Raw genomic sequence first — 18394 nt, 5'->3', positions numbered from 1 at the left:
AAAATTCGACCTTAAGGATAAGATGTGACAAGTTTATCGAATACTAAGTCGATAGATTTGTTCGGGAATAAGAGTAACAAGTCAAAGTTAATATTTTGGCTCTTAATGGAATAGGCAATTTCGATCGCCAACATATCTTCTTTTCTTTGAGTGGTGTTTTTGAGGATATCGTCCAAATCGCAGTGTCGACCCAAAATAATGGGGTGATTATGGCTAAAAACCGAGTGGAGTTGTTCTGAAAGTGCTCTTAAACAAGCGCCAATCAGAATATTTGATACGTCCATCAAGGCTTCAAGCTCCAAAGAGTGGCTACTTTTATCGTCACTATATTTGAGAAGCTTAACCATATTACCGAAGTTAGAGTCGTTAAAAATAACCAGTGCTTCCCCATTGATACCCGCGCTAATGAAACCTTGAGATACGGCAGAAACACTATCGTTACGTTGAATATCAGCCATAGCCATGTGTAATTCAGTATTAGTGATCAAATTCACATTCGGGATAGGTAAATCAATAAATTCACCTAATAACGTAGCTAAACTTTCGCCCGCCTGCCCCATCGCCACATTGGCCATTTCACGATAAGCATCTAATTTTTCTGTGTGGGAATCTTTTGCAGTGGGAGTAACTTCTTCTGCGCGCTTACTGGCTGAAGCTTCACCGGAATACAAACCAAATTGTGTAAGAATTTCTACAAGCTTAGCGTTGTCGGTTGGCTTGCGAATAAATTCTATTGCCCCCAATTCCAACATTCGTGCCCGCGCCTCAGGTTGCACATCACCCGACACCACAATTACCATGGTAGGTAAATCTTCATCCTTGATGACTTGCATGGTCTGGTAACCGTCCATGACAGGCATATTTAAATCTAGAAACATCACGTCCGCTTTACCAGCTCGGATCATCTCTAAGGCTTCCTGTCCATGTTCAGCGAAGCTTATATCTACATCCCATCCATCTGGAATAGATCTTTGCATTTGCTTACGAGCAAAACTCGAATCGTCACAAATAAGTACGGGGGTAGTCATATGGCCATTGTCACCTATTTTTGGTCTGTCTAGCGAATAAATTATATAGCCACTGGTGCTTTGATGTGGTCATGTGCTTGATAGTCCTTCAATTCAAAATCATTGATGTCAAAAGCAAAGATATCATCAATACTAGGGTTGATGATCATTTTCGGCAAGGGGTAGGGTTCGCGAGTGAGTTGTAATTTTGCTTGCTCAAGGTGATTAACATATAAGTGAGCGTCACCCAGCGTATGAATAAAATCGCCCAGCTCAAGATCACAGACTTGCGCTAACATCATAGTTAACAACGCATAACTAGCAATATTAAAAGGCACACCCAAAAAGATATCGCCGCTGCGTTGGTATAACTGACAAGATAACTTTCCTTCTAATACATAGAACTGAAACATGGTATGACAAGGTGGTAATGCTTGCCTGCCTTGTTGCGCGTTTTCTTTTGGTGAATAGGAGGTATCGGGCAATACAGCGGGATTCCAAGCACTGACAATTAAACGTCTTGAGTCTGGGTTTGTTTTGATTTGCTCAACAAGCTCACTGATTTGATCAATAACTTGTCCATCTGCACCTTCCCAACTACGCCACTGTTTTCCATAAACCGGTCCTAACTCGCCAGAATCGGTAGCCCATCCGTCCCATATCTTGACATTATTTTCGGTCAAATAAGCGATATTCGTTTCGCCTTTTAAAAACCATAAAAGTTCATGAATAATGGATCGCATGTGACACTTTTTAGTCGTGACCAGAGGGAACCCTGAATTCAAGTCAAAGCGCATCTGGTATCCGAACACACTAATTGTACCTGTACCGGTGCGATCTTCTTTTTTAACGCCTGTGTCTAATACGTGGCGCATTAATTGTAAATACTGTTGCATTCTTACTCGTCTCTCTGTACTTCATTGTACTTCAAAATTTATTTTGTCTTAAATGCCAGCACGAACCAAGCCGCCTAATCCCACTGATTCAAGATAGTTATTTATTTCTTCTCGCACATCCTGCGGATTGTTTAAGGTCAATACTTTGGCTAACAATTGTTCTGCGCTACCTCGATGAATATTGCGTATGACCCATTTCACTTTGAGCAAGTTATGGTTATTCATGCTGAGTTTCCGATAACCCATTGCAAGCAATAATACAACACCACCGGGCTCTCCAGCTAGCTCACCACAAACAGTAACCGGCACTTGCAACAATTCAGAATGTTTTGCAATACTACACAAAGCGCTTAATACCGCTGGGTGATAACTATCGTATAAATCAGCCACACGAGGGTTGTTGCGGTCTACTGCTAATAAATATTGGGTTAAATCGTTACTGCCTACCGAGAAAAAGTCGACGATTTTAGACAGCTGTGGTAATTGATAAAGAACGGCCGGAACTTCAAGCATCACCCCAATTTTAGGCATCCGTAGGCTTTCGCCATGTTCTTGGGCCTCTTCTTCAACCTCATAAAAAGCTTGCCTAATAAGACGTTTAGCTTCACTCACTTCACTTACCGACGTTATCATCGGCAACATAATACTTAAGTTGTCTAAACCAATACTGGCTCGCAGCATTGCACGAATTTGCACCAAAAATATTTCGGGGTGATCTAGTGTCATACGAATTCCACGCCAACCAAGAAATGGATTTTCTTCAGAAATAGGAAAATAAGGTAAAGGTTTATCTCCCCCCACGTCTAAAGTTCGCATAGTGAATGGCTTGTTAGGTTCCGCTTCAAGTAAAGATCGATATAACTCCACTTGTTCTTGTTCAGTAGGAAATCGTTCACGCATCATAAAAGGGATTTCAGTACGAAACAGCCCTACGCCATCAGAATATGGATTATCATTTTTTTCCGCTTCAAGTGACAAACCTGCGTTGGTAAACAGGCGTATTTCGCAGTTGTCTGTAGTGATAGCCGGTAAAGTATCTTCAGAATGAATACGTGCAGATAATAATTGCTCTTCTAGAACAAGCTGGTCGAACTCACGCCTAATAGTGACATTTGGTGAAACAATGACGTCACCGGTATAACCATCCAGTAAAATTTCTTTTTCGTTCAATAAAGCAATAGGGATATTGCTCAGCCCCATCACTGCAGGCACACCCATGGCCCTTGCCATGATCGCCGCGTGGGAGTTGGTTGAACCACGCATAGACACTATACCCATGAGTTTTTCACTAGGAAACTCAGCCAACATCACGGCTGTGACTTCTTCGGCAATCAAAATAGAGTGCTCTGGGATCACACGTGTTACTTGCTTATCAGCGGTTATCCCCAATATGTTTGCCAAGACCCGATTGCCCATATCTTCAACATCTACAGCACGCTCGCGCATGTAAGGGTCATTCATGGCTTGGAATTGACGAATATAATTCTCTACCACCATTTTTAAGGATGTAGGCGCATCCCAGCCAGACTTGATTTCTTTTTCAACGTCTCGGCCTAGACTGTTGGCATCGAGTAGGTGGTAATACAGCTGGAAAATGGCACGTACATCTTCAGGTACTTCACCTTGAATTCGCTCAGACAACACTGCCATGTCCGCCTGCGTTTGTTTCACTGCCTGACGGTAATTTTGAACTTGTATCTGCTGATTTTGACTGCGCTTAGGAACATGATTATGAATACTGACCATCATGTTTTGTAAATAACCCACACCACTGGCTAATCCTGAAGAGCCTGGCACACCCTTTAGGGATTTCTGCCAATCTTTAGGGATATTTTCTTGCAAAAGGTTAATCGAACCCCGTGCTTTAGCATTGGCAATTTCAACAGCCAATTGCATCGCAAGTGTCACCAAAAACGCTTCTTCGTCTTCACTAAAACGTCGCTTGTGTTGCTGTTGAAGCGTTAACACGCCTAGTACTTTGCGTTGATGGATTATCGGGGCACCCAAAAAAGCGTGGTAGTTATCTTCTTGTACTTCTGGGTAGTGTTTAAAGCGAGGATGTCTTTGAGCATCGCTAATATTGAGGGGCTCTTCTCGTTGACCGATTAAGCCAACTAAACCTTCAGAAAAACCAATAGACACTTGACCTACAGCGGCTTTTGCTAGACCTTCAGTGGCCACCAACATAAAATGCTGATGTTCGTAATCGGCCAAATAAATACTACATGAGTCAACTTTTAAAGCTTCTATTAACCTATTTGCCAAACAGCTTAACGCATCATCAAATACGGGGATTTGATTCACTTCTTGAACGATGCGTTTGAGCGTGGTTAGCATAAGACGTATTTATCTCTCATGTATATCTGGTTCGTTAATTAAGCCTTTCTGCGACGCTTAGATTTTTGATAGTTACCTTGATTTTGCCCTAAGATTTCTGGCATTGCAGTAGCTGCAAACTCCTTCATCACACGACGATACACATCCCGCTTGAAAGAAACCACATTACGCACCGGGTACCAAAAACTCACCCAGCGCCAGTCGTCAAATTCAGGATGACCTGATTGTAGTAAATCCACATCCCCTTCTTTACAGACAAGTTGCAGTAAAAACCACTTCTGCTTCTGTCCAATACAAACAGGACTGCTTCCCTGCCTAACCAATCGCTTAGGCAGTTTGTAACGCAACCAATTCTTGGTAACAGCCAAAATCTTTACATGTTCTGGCTTTAAACCTACTTCTTCATGGAGTTCGCGATACATTGTTTGTTCGGCAGTTTCACCTTCATCGATTCCGCCTTGCGGAAACTGCCAGGAATGTTGCCCATAGCGCCTTGCCCAAAAAACCTGGCCTAACTCATTGCAAATCACTATACCAACATTGGCGCGGAATCCTTCGGCATCAATCACTTAGACTCCCGAGAACTCAGTTCTTTTAATGTTACGCATTCTTCCATAAACTACTGCGCATTCAAAGTAATAAAAAAAGTATTCCCAAGCTAACGTGCCCAAATGAAAATATTTAGTATGCCAAAGTCAGAACCTAAATCTATCCAAGAGCTAATGAAAAGAGCAGAAGCGTTGGCAGGACTTACGCTAAGTGACGTCGCCGAAACGGCACGTGTGAAAGTGCCCGTAAATTTCAAACGCGAAAAGGGCTGGACGGGCCAACTTATTGAACTGTGTCTAGGCGCCAGCGCAGGCTCTAAAACCCAACAAGACTTTGCCAACTTAGGCATAGAGTTAAAAACCATTCCCATAGACAAACACGGCAGGCCTTTAGAAACTACCTATGTATGTTATGCACCGCTTACCAATATAGCGGGCATAGAATGGCAAACCAGCAGCGTCAAAAATAAAATTCAACAAGTACTTTGGGTCCCTATCGATGGTAGAAGAGAAGTCGCACCACGAGATAGATGCATCGCTACTCCCTTTTTATGGTCCCCCGATGTATCCCAAGACGAACAATTGCGCAGCGACTGGGAAGAGTTAATGGAAATGATAGCCCTTGGTCAAATAGAAAACATTACCGCGAGGCACGGTCAATATCTGCAACTTCGCCCTAAGGCGGCCAACGGCAATGTATTAACTGAAGCTGTTGGTAAAGATGGCCAGATGATTCACACCAGACCAAGAGGGTTTTATTTAAGAAAAGAGTTTACCGGAAAAATCCTACAAGCTTTTTTTAAAGATGAAGAAGGCTAACGTTAACGACAAGCCTGAGTATTACACTCAAACTTATCGTTAAATATTTGATTGGCATCAATTGTTAACTTGGGGTCCTTAACACCATCAATCTAATCTCAGTCATATCTTCCATGGCAAAAGTGATACCTTCACGGCCTAAACCTGACTCTTTGACGCCACCGTAAGGCATGTTATCTACTCGCCAGCTTGGCACGTCGCCTATCACCACTCCACCCACATCCAATTCGTTCCATGCTTTATGAGCTTTGTAGATATCTCTAGTGAATACTCCAGCTTGCAGACCAAATTGGCTATTGTTAACTTCTTTTAGCGCTTCATCAAAATCACTAAATGAGCTGATAATTGAAACGGGACCAAATGCTTCTTCAGTATTGATAGCCGAATCATTTGGAACGTTCTCCAATAAAGTGGCTTGCAACATGTTGCCGTCGCGTTTTCCGCCACATAATAAATTGGCCCCCGCTGCAACAGCCTCTTGTATCCAGTTATTTAGCCTTGAAGCTTCTGATTCTGAAATCATCGGGCCAATAAAGGTATCTTCATGCAATGGGTCGCCGTGGACTAAGTTCGCGACTTTATTCGTATAACGTTGTTTGAACTCAGCGTAGATTGACTCATGCACAATCACTCGTTGTACACTGATACAACTTTGACCAGACTGGTAATAAGCACCGAATACGATACGTTCAATCGCATCGTCTAAGTCTGAATCTGCATCAACGACACAAGCGGCATTACCACCTAATTCAAGGATCACAGGTTTTTTGCCTGCTTTGGCTTTTAGTGCCCACCCCACTTGGGGCGAACCGGTGAAGCTTAGTAACTTAAATCTTTCATCTGTGGTAAATAAATCTGCACCGTCTCGGCTACATGGCAGAATAGAAAAAGCGCCTTTAGGAAGGTCTGTTTCAGCTAAGACCTCGCCAATAATCAATGCACCTAGGGGCGTTCTGCTAGCGGGCTTAAGAACAAAAGCACAACCTGTGGCGATAGCCGGTGCTACCTTATGAGCAGCCAAATTTAACGGGAAATTAAAAGGAGAAATAAACGAGCATGGACCGATAGGTACGCGTTTGTACATGCCAGTATAACCTTTAGCACGGGGCGTAATTTCAAGGTTAATGACTTCGCCATGCATACGCACAGATTCTTCAGCAGCAATTCTAAAGGTATCAATTAGCCGTGTGACTTCTCCCCGGGAGTCTTTGATTGGTTTGCCTGCTTCGATACATAAAGCATGGGCCAATTCGTCAAACCTTTCTTCAAACCGTTTGACACAGTGATTAAGAATATTCTGGCGCTCATAAGGTGCCATTTTATTTAATAAAGGCTGACTTGCTGCTGCAGCGGCAATCGCTTGGTCAATGACCTTAGCATCGGCAAGGGCAGTGTAAGTCGCCACTTCATTAGTGTATTTATTTGTTACCGCCAAATCTTGATTGGCAAATACGGCTTCATTAGCCAGATAGTAGGGGTAAGCTTTTGCTAACATAAATTCTCCTAGGTAATTCTGGATTAAATAGCTTCACTACGCAGGCGCAGCGTTTGATTTAATGTTTTGTCATTTAATGAATAATCCACTGGCACGTCAATTAAATGCACACCAGGCTCAGCTAAACATTTTTGCACTTGGGGTAGCAACTCATCGGCCGCGGCAATACGCCAGCCTTGGCCACCATAACTTTCTACGTATTTAACAAAGTCAGGATTGCCATAATCTAAACCGTAGTTTTCAAATTCCATATTGGCTTGTTTCCATTTGATCATGCCATAAGCATCATCACGCAGAATGATCACAACTATATGTAATTTGAGACGCACAGCCGTTTCTAACTCTTGGCTGTTCATCATAAATCCACCGTCACCACATACTGAGATAACGGGTCTGTCTGGATACACTATTTTAGCTGCCATAGCCGAGGGTAAACCGGCACCCATGGTCGCCAAGGCATTGTCCAGTAATAAGGTATTAGGCAAGGCTGCCGGGTAATTACGTGCAAACCAAATTTTATACACACCGTTGTCGAGCGTAACTATGCCCTCATCTGGCATGGCCCTGCGAATGTCTCTAACAAAACGCTCAGGTAAGATTGGGAAACGATCATCATTTTCACTTTCAGCTTTATGTGCCAGGGAAGCGTTATGGGCTTTAATAAAGAAGCTAAAATCCCAGCTGGCTTTAGTAACTATCTGCTCTTTCATCTGCCAGATAGTATTGGCTATATCGCCAATCACTTCTAGTTGTGGAAAATACACCGGATCAACCGCTGCAGGCTCAAAGTTTATGTGTATAACCTGCTGACCATCATTGTTCATAAAGAAAGGCGGTTTTTCTACCACATCATGACCAACATTGATGATTAAATCGGCGCGGTCAATGATACGGTGCACAAAGTCACCCGCTGACAAGGCTGTGTTGCCCATAAATAAATCGTCACTTTCGTTAAGTACACCTTTACCCATTTGGGTGGTGACATAAGGGATGCCGGTTTTGCTTACCAACTCTTTAAGCATTTTAGAAGGTAATTTACGGTTAGCTGCAGCTCCTATAAGCAGCAATGGTGACTTAGCCGCTTCAATCATCTCTACGGCTTTATTAATTGCTTTATATTCGGCGATAGGACGTCGACTCACGCTAGGTGTCAATAAATAAGCACTGGTGTCTTCAGCCGCAATATCCTCTGGTAATTCAATATGCGTAGCACCCGGTCGTTCGTCATGAGCTAACCTAAATGCTTCACGTACCGCTGAAGGGATACGGTCGCCACTGACGAGTTGGGTGGTATATTTGGTAATAGGACGCATCATATCGACAACATCAATAACCTGAAAACGCCCTTGTTTACTGGTTTTAACCGGTTTTTGTCCCGTTATCATTAACATAGGCATTGCGCCTAATTGTGCATATGCAGCTGGCGTAACCAGATTAGTTGCTCCAGGGCCAAGTGTCGATAAACACACCCCGACTTTACCGGTTAATCGACCATAGGTGGCGGCCATAAACCCTGCGCCTTGCTCATGGCGAGTCAAAATAAGTTTGATGGGTGACTTTCGCAAAGATTCCAATAAATCGAGGTTTTCTTCCCCTGGAATGCCAAATATATATTCCACACCTTCTGCTTCGAGGGCTTTTACAAATAAATCAGACGCTTTCATGGGCGCTCCTATGGTTTTTGTAGGGTTAACAATCAATAAGGTCATAGCCTTAATTTGTGTTTCTACAGCCAAACTTCATAAATAATTAACCTTTAAAAATAAGCTATAAAACGAACTTTCACTTACTTAATTCAAATAGAACTAAATATTAGAAGACCAAGGCCGTTCAACTAAGCATTGCACAATGTCTAATTGCAATTGAGTTGTCTGCGCTCTTACCAATACATCATGAATAGCATTTTTATCATTTTGTTGCGTTACCAAAAACCAATCATCGACTAAGGTCTTCAGTTTCATATGAATAAGCTTTAAAGATGAGCATGGAAAATGATGACTGAAACCTTCGAAATTATCGACCAAAGCATTTAATATCTGTTTGATATTAGCAGCTAATTTCAGGCTATGGTGGCGTCTTATTTCAGCTGAAAACATTTGGAAATCTTGGAGCAGGAATGTCAACAAACGGACAAATTCCTCAGCTTCAATCTGCATGTTTTTAGGTAGAATTTGTTGATACTGCTCAAACTTTTTGACTGGCGAACCATCACACAAGTTGTATCCCAGAGCTGCCTTACTGTCATTGCCAATAGTGATTGGCAGTAAACAAACAATACGTTTAGCTATATTAAAAAGTGCTGCTGTAGAGCCTTTTTTGAGTTCCAGCTCAATTTCGCAAATCGGGACACTTTTGTTTCCTGATGTTACCTCACCTAGATCCCATACCAACTCTACAATGTTGCCATCTGAGAATGTAAGCAAATAGATTCGGCGCTCAAAGTGAGTGGTGAACAGCGTTTCTATTTTAGCTTGCAGATCATCAACATCAATAGTGTTGGGCCATGCTGACAAAGGAAACAATCTAAGTGTAGGAACATCTACATTTTGTTTTTTTGACCCATCGAGTTGTACGTTATATTCGGGACGTTGATGTAATCCACCCATGGATTTTCCAGCAGTTTTTAAGGTTTGCTCAAACTTTTGGTTGTTTCCTCGAATTCTCAAGCCAATATCGTGTTGTCTTAACGTTCTATCTGGTGTATCAAAATAATGATTGGTTAATCTTTGAGTTTCTTGCGTTACGCTAGCATTCAGCTGTGACAGCAACTTTTTTTCAATAACCTCACCAGCTTTTTCATTGGTGAGTAATTTAAGTTCAATTTCGTATTCCATAAAACCTTTTCGGCTGATAAAAGTGAATTTCGGCATATTTGCCTCACCTTAGCCTTTCAAATTCGACTATTCAATGAAGAACTGTCGCAAAAGCGCATCAGTACTGCAACTCGATTGGCTTAAACACAAATAGTCCCTTGCCTTTCTTTTAGCCAAGCAATACCATTTACAGCAATTTTTTTGGAGTAAGTTTTTTTGATTATGCGCAAGCAAATAGTTTTTCTTTTTTTATGCATCGCTAGCAGTCTTTTAAGTGTCCAGTCGCTGGCCCAAGAGCCGAATGATAGTGAAGGTGAAATTCGTTATATTTCTGATGATTTATTTACTTATTTACATGCAGGGCCTGGAAGAAATTTCCGAATTTTAGGCACGGTTGTCGCAGGTACCCGTATCACGTTGTTGCAAGAGGATACTGAGAAAAATTTTGTTGAAATCATTGATGATAAACAACGAACAGGTTGGGTTGATGCACAATTTATTAGTGCCAGTAAAAGTGATAGAGCATTGGTACCTGGTCTAAAACTACAAGTAGAAGAGACTGAAAAAGCCATCAACCAACAGCGGGAGAGTAATGATTTACTCAACCAACAAATAGCGGATCTTACTTCGCAAAACACCAACTTAAAAAAGAAACTGAGTGATGCTGAAAAAGAAAATGTAAAAATAACGCAAACCCTTGCCGATTATGACCAAACAGCACAAATGGAATGGTTCACCCGCGGGGGGATAGTGGCAGTTATTAGTTTGCTTTTAGGAATTATTCTTACCTACTTGCCTAAAAAAAGGCGTAGAAACGATAATTGGATGTAGTAAAATATCGTCTGACAGAGTCTAAATCGACCATCATATTTGACCAAAAAATTGGCTAAACAAGTGTCTCGATTTCTGTCACCGATGTGGTTATTCAAGATGTATTTTTTACCCGTAAATGGTTTTGATATATAACCTCAAAAAGGCATCAGAATGGACATGTTAGCCAAACTCTTTAAAGCTTTAAATTCAGATTCTTCCCCTTGGCAGTTAGCATATGGCTTTGCCCTTGGCATGGTAATGGGCCTCACTCCAATTTTAGGTTTGCACTCACTTTTATTGCTCTTCAGCGTATTGTTTTTTCGAGTGAATGTAACGGGCTTTCTTATTTCATGGGCTGCGTTTTCGATACTGACTATTCCACTGAGTATGATGCTATCGAATTTAGGAGAAGGATTATTACTCAATGAAAATATGCAATCGTTTTGGACAGCTCTGTATAGCTCGTACTTCGGCCAATTAAGCCAGTTTTACCATACTCTTACCTTAGGCAGTCTTCTGGTCTCAGTCATTGTATTTCCCTTCGTATTGATAGGTAGTAAAAAGTTAATTGAACAGTATCGTCAAAGATTTATGCAATGGGTCAATCAATGGCGCATAGTGCAATTTATTAAAGGCACTAACTTTTACCAACTTTATCAAGCAATAGGAGCATAAATATGAAGTCTATTATTCGTTTGCCCGGCTTGATTACATTTTTTGTTATTGTTGGGCTAATTGCCGCTATCAGCTTGGTATTTATGGATTACTGGATCAAACTCTTGGCTGAAAAAAGCCTAGCAAAAACAACTGGTGCAGAAGTAAATATTACCTCAGTTGAGCATACCTTTTCACCTTTTGGAATCACCCTCAATCATATACAACTTACCGATCCAAAAGCACCACATACTAATCAATTCGAAGCCCAGTCTGTTTCGGCTAAAATTGACTTGGCCCCATTGTTATTACGTAAACTAATTATCGATAGTCTAACCATTAGCGGCGTACAATTGGGTTCTTTAAGAGAATCCGAAGGTGACGTTTACCAAGACATTGCAGAACAACCAAGCCAAACTAAAAATATTTTTGCTGACCCTAAAGCATTACCAAGCGTGGATGTCATATTGGCCAAGTCGCCACTTAAAACCACCAAAGCCATTGAGGGAACGCGAGCAGTATACGCAAAACACAATGATACGCTGCAACTGCAATATGCAACATTACCTGAAAAAGACAAACTAGCTGATTACCAAAAGCAAATTAAAACCTTAACTGAGGCAGATTATAAAGATCCTATAAAGTTAGCTGCGGCCAAAAAAGAATTTGATAAACTCAAGCAAGAAATATTACAAGATAAAAAATTGTTAAGGGATTTTAAACAATCGATTACTGCAGCTAAAAATGCATTAGCACCTCAATTGGCGGCACTTAGATCTGCGCCTGGGCAAGATTATGAACAATTAAAATCTTTGGTCGCGGGTGATGCAGATGCCATCAATGATGTGACCACTTGGGTATTTGGAGAAAAAGCAGCTGAGTGGAGTCAATATGCTTTAGCCGTTTTTGATATTGTAGGTCCAATGTTAATCGCTCAGGGACAAGCTGAAGAAGCACAAATAGGTTACGCAGGCAAATGGATAAGCTTTGACGATACGTCTACATTACCAGATTTATGGATCAAAAAAGCGCAAATATCCCTGCAATGGCAACAAGAAACCATTATCAGTGATTGGCAAGACATTACCCATCAACATGATGTGTTAGGGATCCCGACTGTATTTTCTGTGAATTCAAGCAGCAGCTCATTATGGCAGTCCTTGATACTAAATGGCGATTTCTGGTTAAGTCCATCCGGTGCTAAAGCTAATCAAAACTGGGCATTATCGGGCTTAAAGTTATCTGAATTAAACTTAGTTTCACAGGAAAAACTAACTAGCCAATTAGACTCAGGTCTCTTATCAAGTACTGGCAAAGTAGCGTTAAATGGAGAGGCGGTTTCGGGTGCGGGTAACATTGATTTAAAGAACTTAATCATCAAAGCAACTGGTACCAATAAGATAACCAATATTGTGGCTGAAACGTTAAATCAACTTAACAAACTGATTATCAATACCGATATTAGCGGAACTATAGGTAATCTTGATGTGTCTTTGAGCTCTGATCTTAACAAACAAATTGGCGGTGCATTGTTAGCTAACGTTAGTACTGAACAACAAGCCAAGCTCGACGAATTAAAGCAAAAACTGAATAAAAAAACAGAAGGTATGTTGGGTGATAACAACAGCCATTTAGCTCAGTGGCTTGATTGGGAAAAGTTAGCTGATGCAGATTTAGGCAGTTTTAACGAACTACTAAATGCGCAATTTAGTAGTGTGTTCGACGAGAAAAAAGATGAGTTAAAAAAGAAACTTTTTGACAAATTATTGAATTAGAAGAAGCACCTGATCATCATTTATATGACATCTAACTCCTGAGTTAGACCGTTTTCTCTCACCAGACGATAACATATGGTTTTGATACCACTAGCCCTACCCTCAAAACCTCTGCATAATAGGCCAATGGCGACGAATTGGAGACAAAAACTATGAAATGGGTAGTGACAGTTTTATTCACACTATTTTGTCTGCTTCAATATCGTTTATGGTTTGGTAAAAATAGCGTACCTGACTTTATGATTATGAAAAAAGAAGTGGCGTTGCAAGTTACCCATAATGCCAATTTAAGGCAGCGCAATAGTTTGTTAAAAGCGGATATCCACGATTTGAAAATTGGTTTAGAAGCGGCAGAAGAAAGAGCTAGAAATGAATTAGGCCTCATAAAACAAGGCGAAACATTTTATCGTATTTTGCCAACTGAAGATTAGTATTAATGCCCACACTTTCTCAGTATTCAGTTGTTGTCCCTGCCGCCGGTATTGGCAAACGGATGAAAACAGATTGCCCTAAACAATACCTGCATATTGCCGGTAAAACGATTATTGAACACACCCTCACTAATTTACTTGAACACAGCCAAGTGCAACGAGTGATTGTAGTATTGAATCCTAACGATATATTATTCGCTCAATTACCCATTGCTAGTCATCCGTGTATTGAGGTGGTTGTGGGTGGCCAAGAGCGCTGTGATTCGGTGTTAGCAGGGCTGAATTATCTAACTGATGATGAAGAATGGGTCTTAGTACATGATGCAGCACGCCCTTGTTTCGCTGCAACAGATTTAACCGCCCTTTTGCAATTAGCAGAACAAGGCAGCACAGGTGGCATACTGGCAACACCGGTTCGCGATACGATGAAACGAGCCGTTAATGTCAAAGTGAACGGGCAAAATATCGTTAAACAAACCGAATCTAGAGAACATTTATGGCACGCATTAACACCACAGTTTTTTAAATTGGTCACGTTAAAAAAAGCGTTGAATACAGCAATCCAGCAACAAACAAAGATCACTGATGAAGCATCTGCCATGGAACTTTTAGGCGAAAAAGTGATGTTAGTAGAGGGATGTGCCTCGAATATCAAAATCACCCAACCTGAAGATTTGTTGTTAGCTGAGTTTTACTTGACTCAAAGCAAGCTAAGTAATGAAGGAGATTTGACTGAAGTATGAGTATTCGAATTGGCCATGGCTATGACGTGCATAAATTTGGCGGTACAGGCCCTATTATTATTGCCGGAGTAAAAATCGAACATGATATGGGATTGGTTGCCCACTCTGATGGTGATGTGGTATTACATGCATTATGTGACGCATTATTAGGCGCTTTAGCCTTAGGAGATATCGGTAAACATTTTCCAGATACTGACCCAACATTGGCAGGAGTAGACAGCCGCGAGTTACTTCGTCACGTATACAAACTCATCACAGATCAGCAATATCAACTTGGCAACTTGGATCTCACCATTGTTGCTCAGGCTCCGAAGATGGCCCCACATATTGCGTTAATGCGCGAAAATATTGCAGCAGACTTGAGCGCCGATATGAGTCAAGTAAACGTTAAAGCCACAACGACCGAAAAATTAGGTTTTGCCGGTCGTAAGGAAGGTATTGCCGCTTACGCTGTGGTTCTGCTGACTCAACAATCAGTTGATACCGAATGAAAATAGATCACTGGTTACACCAATACCCTAAATTGAATATTTTGGGGCAATTTAAGTCATTTGCAGAAGACTTCCAAGTCACCGAGATCTTAGGTTATGAGCCTATTGGCGAAGGTGAACATATCTACTTGTGGGTACGTAAAACGGGTTTAAATACGGCTTATTTAGCCGAGCAAATTGCTAAGTTTACTCGATTACCATTAAGAGCTGTGACTTACGCAGGGCGCAAAGACAAACATGCGCAAACCGAACAATGGTTTAGTGTACATCTGCCGGGTAAAGGTGAGTTTGATTGGTCTCAATTCAATGAGCCAGGAGCTGAAGTACTCAAATCAATACGCCACAATAAAAAACTAAGAACTGGGGTGTTAAAAGGCAATAAATTTAATATTACTCTTAGACAACTCAGCTCAACATCTGGCATTGATGAAAGACTGCAACAGATAAAACAAAGCGGTGTACCCAATTATTATGGATCCCAGCGATTTGGAAACACTCTTCATGATCCCCGTGGCGGCAACTTAGTGTTAGCTGACAAGATGATCAACGGCGAAACTATCCGTAATCGAAACAAACGTTCAATGGCTATATCAGCTCTACGTTCATGGTTATTTAATGAAATGTTACACAGTAGATTGCTAAATGGTTGTCACAACAAACCGCTGTCTGGTGATGTGATGCAACTAGCGGGTAGTAATAGCTTCTTCTGTGCACAGCAGATAGATAATTGTATTATTCAACGCATCCAACAACGGGACATATACTTGTCAGCTCCGTTGTGGGGTAAGGGTCACTTAGCAAGCGAATCCGATGCATTGCAGTTTGAGCACGATCTAGCACAGCAACACCTTATTATCGCCCATACACTTGAAAATTTAGGCCTAAATCAAGAAAGAAGAGCCATTAACTTATTTCCCAATGATCTTGAATGGTCTTGGTCAAATGATACATTAAATTTAATTTTTTCACTTCCAGCAGGCACCTTTGCTACCTCAGTATTACGGGAATTGCTAGATGTACAAGATAACAACTTAGCTAAGGCTTAACACCCTAGAGTGAAAATTACACCCAATAAGAATAAAAATAGGCATGACATGAGATTAACATCACGTAAGGGTGAAAGCCTTGCTCAACTTCTACATAAAGAAGGTATTAAGAATACCAAGGTGCTGAACGCTATAGCCAAAACGCCTAGAGAGATTTTTTTGCCTGATGCCCTGAAACACAAAGCTTATCAAAATACTGCCTTACCTATTGGTCAGGGTCAAACCATATCCCAGCCCTACATAGTAGCGCGAATGACAGAGTTATTATTAGAGACTGACAACCCAGCCCAAACCGTGTTGGAAATAGGCACAGGCTCGGGTTACCAAACAGCAGTACTGGCGCAATTGTTCGCGAATGTATATTCAGTCGAGAGAATCAAAACGCTGCAATTTCAAGCCAAACGACGAATGAACCAACTGGACTTACATAATGTGAAAATGAAACATGGTGACGGCTGGTTTGGCTGGAGCAGCAAAGGTCCATATGATGCCATTATAGTCACGGCCGCTGCTAGCTCGATGCCAGAAACCTTATATCAGCAACTGAATGATGGTGGCCGTTTAATTATCCCTGTTGGAGAAGAAAATCAGCAGTTACATTGTATTACCAAACGCGAAGATGAATTTGAATCAAAGATTATCGAAGCAGTTAGGTTTGTGCCTTTAGTGGCCGGAGATATTATTTGAAAACCTTAAGATCAAAGAGTGGTTATGCAGGTGTGGCCGCAAAGGGCATATTAATGGGCGCTGCGGATGCAGTGCCAGGCGTGTCTGGCGGCACCATTGCTTTTATAACGGGTATTTATGAAGAACTTATATTTTCCCTTAAACAATGTGGCGTCAGTGGATTGAGAATGCTGTTTCAAGATGGCTTGAAAGCCACTTGGCAGCATATCAACGGTGGCTTTTTACTGGCACTGTTCAGTGGGATTATCATCAGTATTTTAACCTTATCCAGAGTAGTGTTGTATCTTCTGACTAATCATCCAATCTTGCTATGGTCATTCTTTTTTGGACTGATATTAGCCGCAGTTTGGTCTCTCATACGGCATATCGAAAAATGGGAAATAAGCGTAGTTGCTACTTTCTTAATTGGCACGGTTAGTGCGTTTTTTATTACGACTATCACCCCGACAACCATCGAAACCTCTCCTATCATCGTATTTTTATCTGGCATGATTGCTATCTGTGCCATGATTTTACCGGGCATCTCTGGCAGTTTCATATTGCTGCTACTAGGTATGTATGCGCCGATGTTAATAGCGGTGAAGGAATTACAATTGGCGACTTTAAGCATATTTGCCAGCGGGTGTGTAGTAGGTTTATTGAGTTTTTCCCATGTACTAACTTGGATGTTTAAACATTATAAAACAATGACCTTGGCCTTATTAGGTGGTTTTATGCTGGGCTCTTTAAACAAAGTCTGGCCATGGAAACAAACCCTTGAGTCGGTGATCGATCGCCATGGTAAAGAGATACCTCTTCTACAAAACAATATATTGCCGCACACCTTTGAAACGTTAAACACTCAACCCTCCTATATGTGGTCCGCCATGATGTTAATGATATTTGGCATGTTAATGGTTATTGCTTTAGAGAAAATAGGCCAAAAACCAGCTAATCATTAATGACTATATCTAACCAAAAAACAGCAGTATCTAAAAACATATTTATTATTATAGGTTTTCTATTTTACTGTTTAATAAATACAAGCTGTTCAAACCGCAGTCAACCCGCTCCAGTATCTGAGCTGTATCAAGGTAAAACATTTAGAGATTTTGAACGACAGGCTTATTCAGCAAAGACATATCCAGTCAAAGCCGGTGATACCTTGTATTCTATTGCTTGGTATTCAGGTAATGATTATAGAGATTTAGCAAGAATAAATAAAATTTCATCTCCCTATCAGATACAACCTGGGCAAATTTTGACTCTAGTTGAGTTACCAAAGTCAATACCGCTAAAGTCCAACAATGCCACTGGCCAGACCTCTAAAATAATTATAAATCAATCTGTTGACCCCTCTAAAAAGCAGGCGTATGGTAAAAGTGTACAAAAAACAAACAAGGATCCAATTGGATCTGCTACCGGTCAATTTCCTGATCGAGTTAAGCGTTGGCATTGGCCCTCAAATAAAACTGTTTCAAGAGGTTTTTCGGCCAAAGAACAAGGCAACAAAGGCTTGGATTTTTCAGGGATACTTGGGTTACCAATTTTGGCAGCCGCCGATGGAAAAGTAGTCTACACGGGCGATGCATTACGTGGATTTGGAAGATTAGTCATTATCAAGCATTCCGACGCTTATTTAACGGCCTATGCACATAATGACAATATGTTAGTGAAAGAACAGCAGTGGGTAACGGCAGGCCAAAAAATTGCCACTATGGGTAGAAGTGGAACCGATAAGGTTAAGCTTCATTTTGAAGTAAGGTACAAAGGAAAATCCGTTAATCCTTTGCGCTATCTACCTAAAAGATAATAATAATACATAATAAAAACATATCAGGAGAAGTTGAAGAAACACTA

At 41.1% G+C, this 18394-nt stretch carries 18 protein-coding genes; 11 read left to right on the top strand and 7 right to left on the bottom strand.

The features are described from left to right. Positions 1-11: 11 nt before the first annotated feature. From CXF95_RS05145 to rppH, 4 genes are read right to left on the bottom strand one after another with little or no spacing between them, the layout of a single operon-like run. Positions 12-1028, bottom strand: a complete 1017-nt coding sequence (locus CXF95_RS05145) for a response regulator (protein ID WP_101197693.1) — start codon at positions 1026-1028, stop codon at positions 12-14. Between the two features lie 41 nt (positions 1029-1069). After that, positions 1070-1903 carry a thymidylate synthase gene (locus tag CXF95_RS05140; RefSeq protein WP_101197692.1) on the bottom strand — a complete coding sequence of 278 codons (834 nt, stop codon included), beginning with the start codon at positions 1901-1903 and terminating at the stop codon, positions 1070-1072. Between the two features lie 48 nt (positions 1904-1951). Continuing rightward, a complete protein-coding gene (ptsP, locus tag CXF95_RS05135; protein ID WP_101197691.1) occupies positions 1952-4240 on the bottom strand; it encodes a phosphoenolpyruvate--protein phosphotransferase in 2289 nt (762 codons plus the stop codon). 38 nt (positions 4241-4278) lie between these two features. Then, positions 4279-4809: an RNA pyrophosphohydrolase gene (gene rppH / locus CXF95_RS05130; protein WP_101197690.1), complete on the bottom strand. Its 531-nt coding sequence runs from the start codon at positions 4807-4809 to the stop codon at positions 4279-4281. 102 nt (positions 4810-4911) lie between these two features. Here rppH and mutH point away from each other — a divergent pair, with 102 nt between their 5' ends. Next, positions 4912-5607 carry a DNA mismatch repair endonuclease MutH gene (gene mutH, locus CXF95_RS05125; protein ID WP_101197689.1) on the top strand — a complete coding sequence of 232 codons (696 nt, stop codon included), beginning with the start codon at positions 4912-4914 and terminating at the stop codon, positions 5605-5607. Positions 5608-5671: 64 nt separating this feature from the next. On the opposite strand, the gene CXF95_RS05120 is transcribed toward mutH, so the two are convergent. The 3 genes from CXF95_RS05120 to CXF95_RS05110 all read right to left on the bottom strand — a co-directional run bounded on the left by CXF95_RS05120 (position 5672) and on the right by CXF95_RS05110 (position 9972). Next, a complete protein-coding gene (locus CXF95_RS05120; protein WP_101197688.1) occupies positions 5672-7102 on the bottom strand; it encodes an aldehyde dehydrogenase family protein in 1431 nt (476 codons plus the stop codon). Positions 7103-7125: 23 nt separating this feature from the next. Beyond that, entirely contained in the window at positions 7126-8766 is a 1641-nt protein-coding gene (locus tag CXF95_RS05115) for an acetolactate synthase large subunit (protein WP_101197960.1), read from the bottom strand. 141 nt (positions 8767-8907) lie between these two features. After that, positions 8908-9972: an inorganic triphosphatase gene (locus CXF95_RS05110; RefSeq protein WP_232787656.1), complete on the bottom strand. Its 1065-nt coding sequence runs from the start codon at positions 9970-9972 to the stop codon at positions 8908-8910. A gap of 165 nt (positions 9973-10137) precedes the next feature. On the opposite strand from CXF95_RS05110, the gene CXF95_RS05105 reads away from it, so the two are divergent. From CXF95_RS05105 to CXF95_RS05060, 10 genes are all read left to right on the top strand, one after another. Continuing rightward, entirely contained in the window at positions 10138-10746 is a 609-nt protein-coding gene (locus tag CXF95_RS05105; protein WP_198556503.1) for a TIGR04211 family SH3 domain-containing protein, read from the top strand. 153 nt (positions 10747-10899) lie between these two features. Further along, entirely contained in the window at positions 10900-11403 is a 504-nt protein-coding gene (locus CXF95_RS05100; RefSeq protein WP_101197686.1) for a TIGR03546 family protein, read from the top strand. Between the two features lie 2 nt (positions 11404-11405). Further along, the gene (locus CXF95_RS05095) at positions 11406-13157 is read left to right on the top strand and encodes a TIGR03545 family protein (protein ID WP_101197685.1); all 1752 of its coding nucleotides are present in this window, start codon (positions 11406-11408) and stop codon (positions 13155-13157) included. Positions 13158-13309: 152 nt separating this feature from the next. Further along, positions 13310-13588, top strand: coding sequence for a cell division protein FtsB (gene ftsB, locus CXF95_RS05090; RefSeq protein ID WP_101197684.1), 279 nt, complete (start codon positions 13310-13312; stop codon positions 13586-13588). Between the two features lie 5 nt (positions 13589-13593). Further along, positions 13594-14331, top strand: a complete 738-nt coding sequence (gene ispD, locus CXF95_RS05085; protein ID WP_101197683.1) for a 2-C-methyl-D-erythritol 4-phosphate cytidylyltransferase — start codon at positions 13594-13596, stop codon at positions 14329-14331. Then, entirely contained in the window at positions 14328-14822 is a 495-nt protein-coding gene (ispF, locus tag CXF95_RS05080; RefSeq protein WP_101197682.1) for a 2-C-methyl-D-erythritol 2,4-cyclodiphosphate synthase, read from the top strand. The genes ispD and ispF overlap by 4 nt, the downstream gene beginning before the upstream one ends. Then, the gene (gene truD, locus CXF95_RS05075; RefSeq protein ID WP_101197681.1) at positions 14819-15868 is read left to right on the top strand and encodes a tRNA pseudouridine(13) synthase TruD; all 1050 of its coding nucleotides are present in this window, start codon (positions 14819-14821) and stop codon (positions 15866-15868) included. The genes ispF and truD overlap by 4 nt, the downstream gene beginning before the upstream one ends. Before the next feature lie 48 nt (positions 15869-15916). Further along, on the top strand, positions 15917-16555 hold the full coding sequence (locus CXF95_RS05070; RefSeq protein ID WP_101197680.1) for a protein-L-isoaspartate(D-aspartate) O-methyltransferase: 639 nt from the start codon (positions 15917-15919) through the stop codon (positions 16553-16555). Next, positions 16552-17496 (top strand): DUF368 domain-containing protein, encoded by a 945-nt coding sequence (locus CXF95_RS05065; RefSeq protein ID WP_101197679.1) that lies wholly within the window; start codon positions 16552-16554, stop codon positions 17494-17496. The genes CXF95_RS05070 and CXF95_RS05065 overlap by 4 nt, the downstream gene beginning before the upstream one ends. Continuing rightward, positions 17496-18347: a peptidoglycan DD-metalloendopeptidase family protein gene (locus tag CXF95_RS05060; RefSeq protein WP_101197678.1), complete on the top strand. Its 852-nt coding sequence runs from the start codon at positions 17496-17498 to the stop codon at positions 18345-18347. The genes CXF95_RS05065 and CXF95_RS05060 overlap by 1 nt, the downstream gene beginning before the upstream one ends. The last annotated feature ends 47 nt before the right edge of the window (positions 18348-18394 follow it).

The sequence above is a fragment of the Paraglaciecola sp. MB-3u-78 genome, assembly GCF_002835935.1.
Classification (GTDB): domain Bacteria; phylum Pseudomonadota; class Gammaproteobacteria; order Enterobacterales; family Alteromonadaceae; genus Paraglaciecola.
Note: the sequence above shows the minus strand (reverse complement) of the source record. Positions and strands in the feature narration are given on the sequence as shown.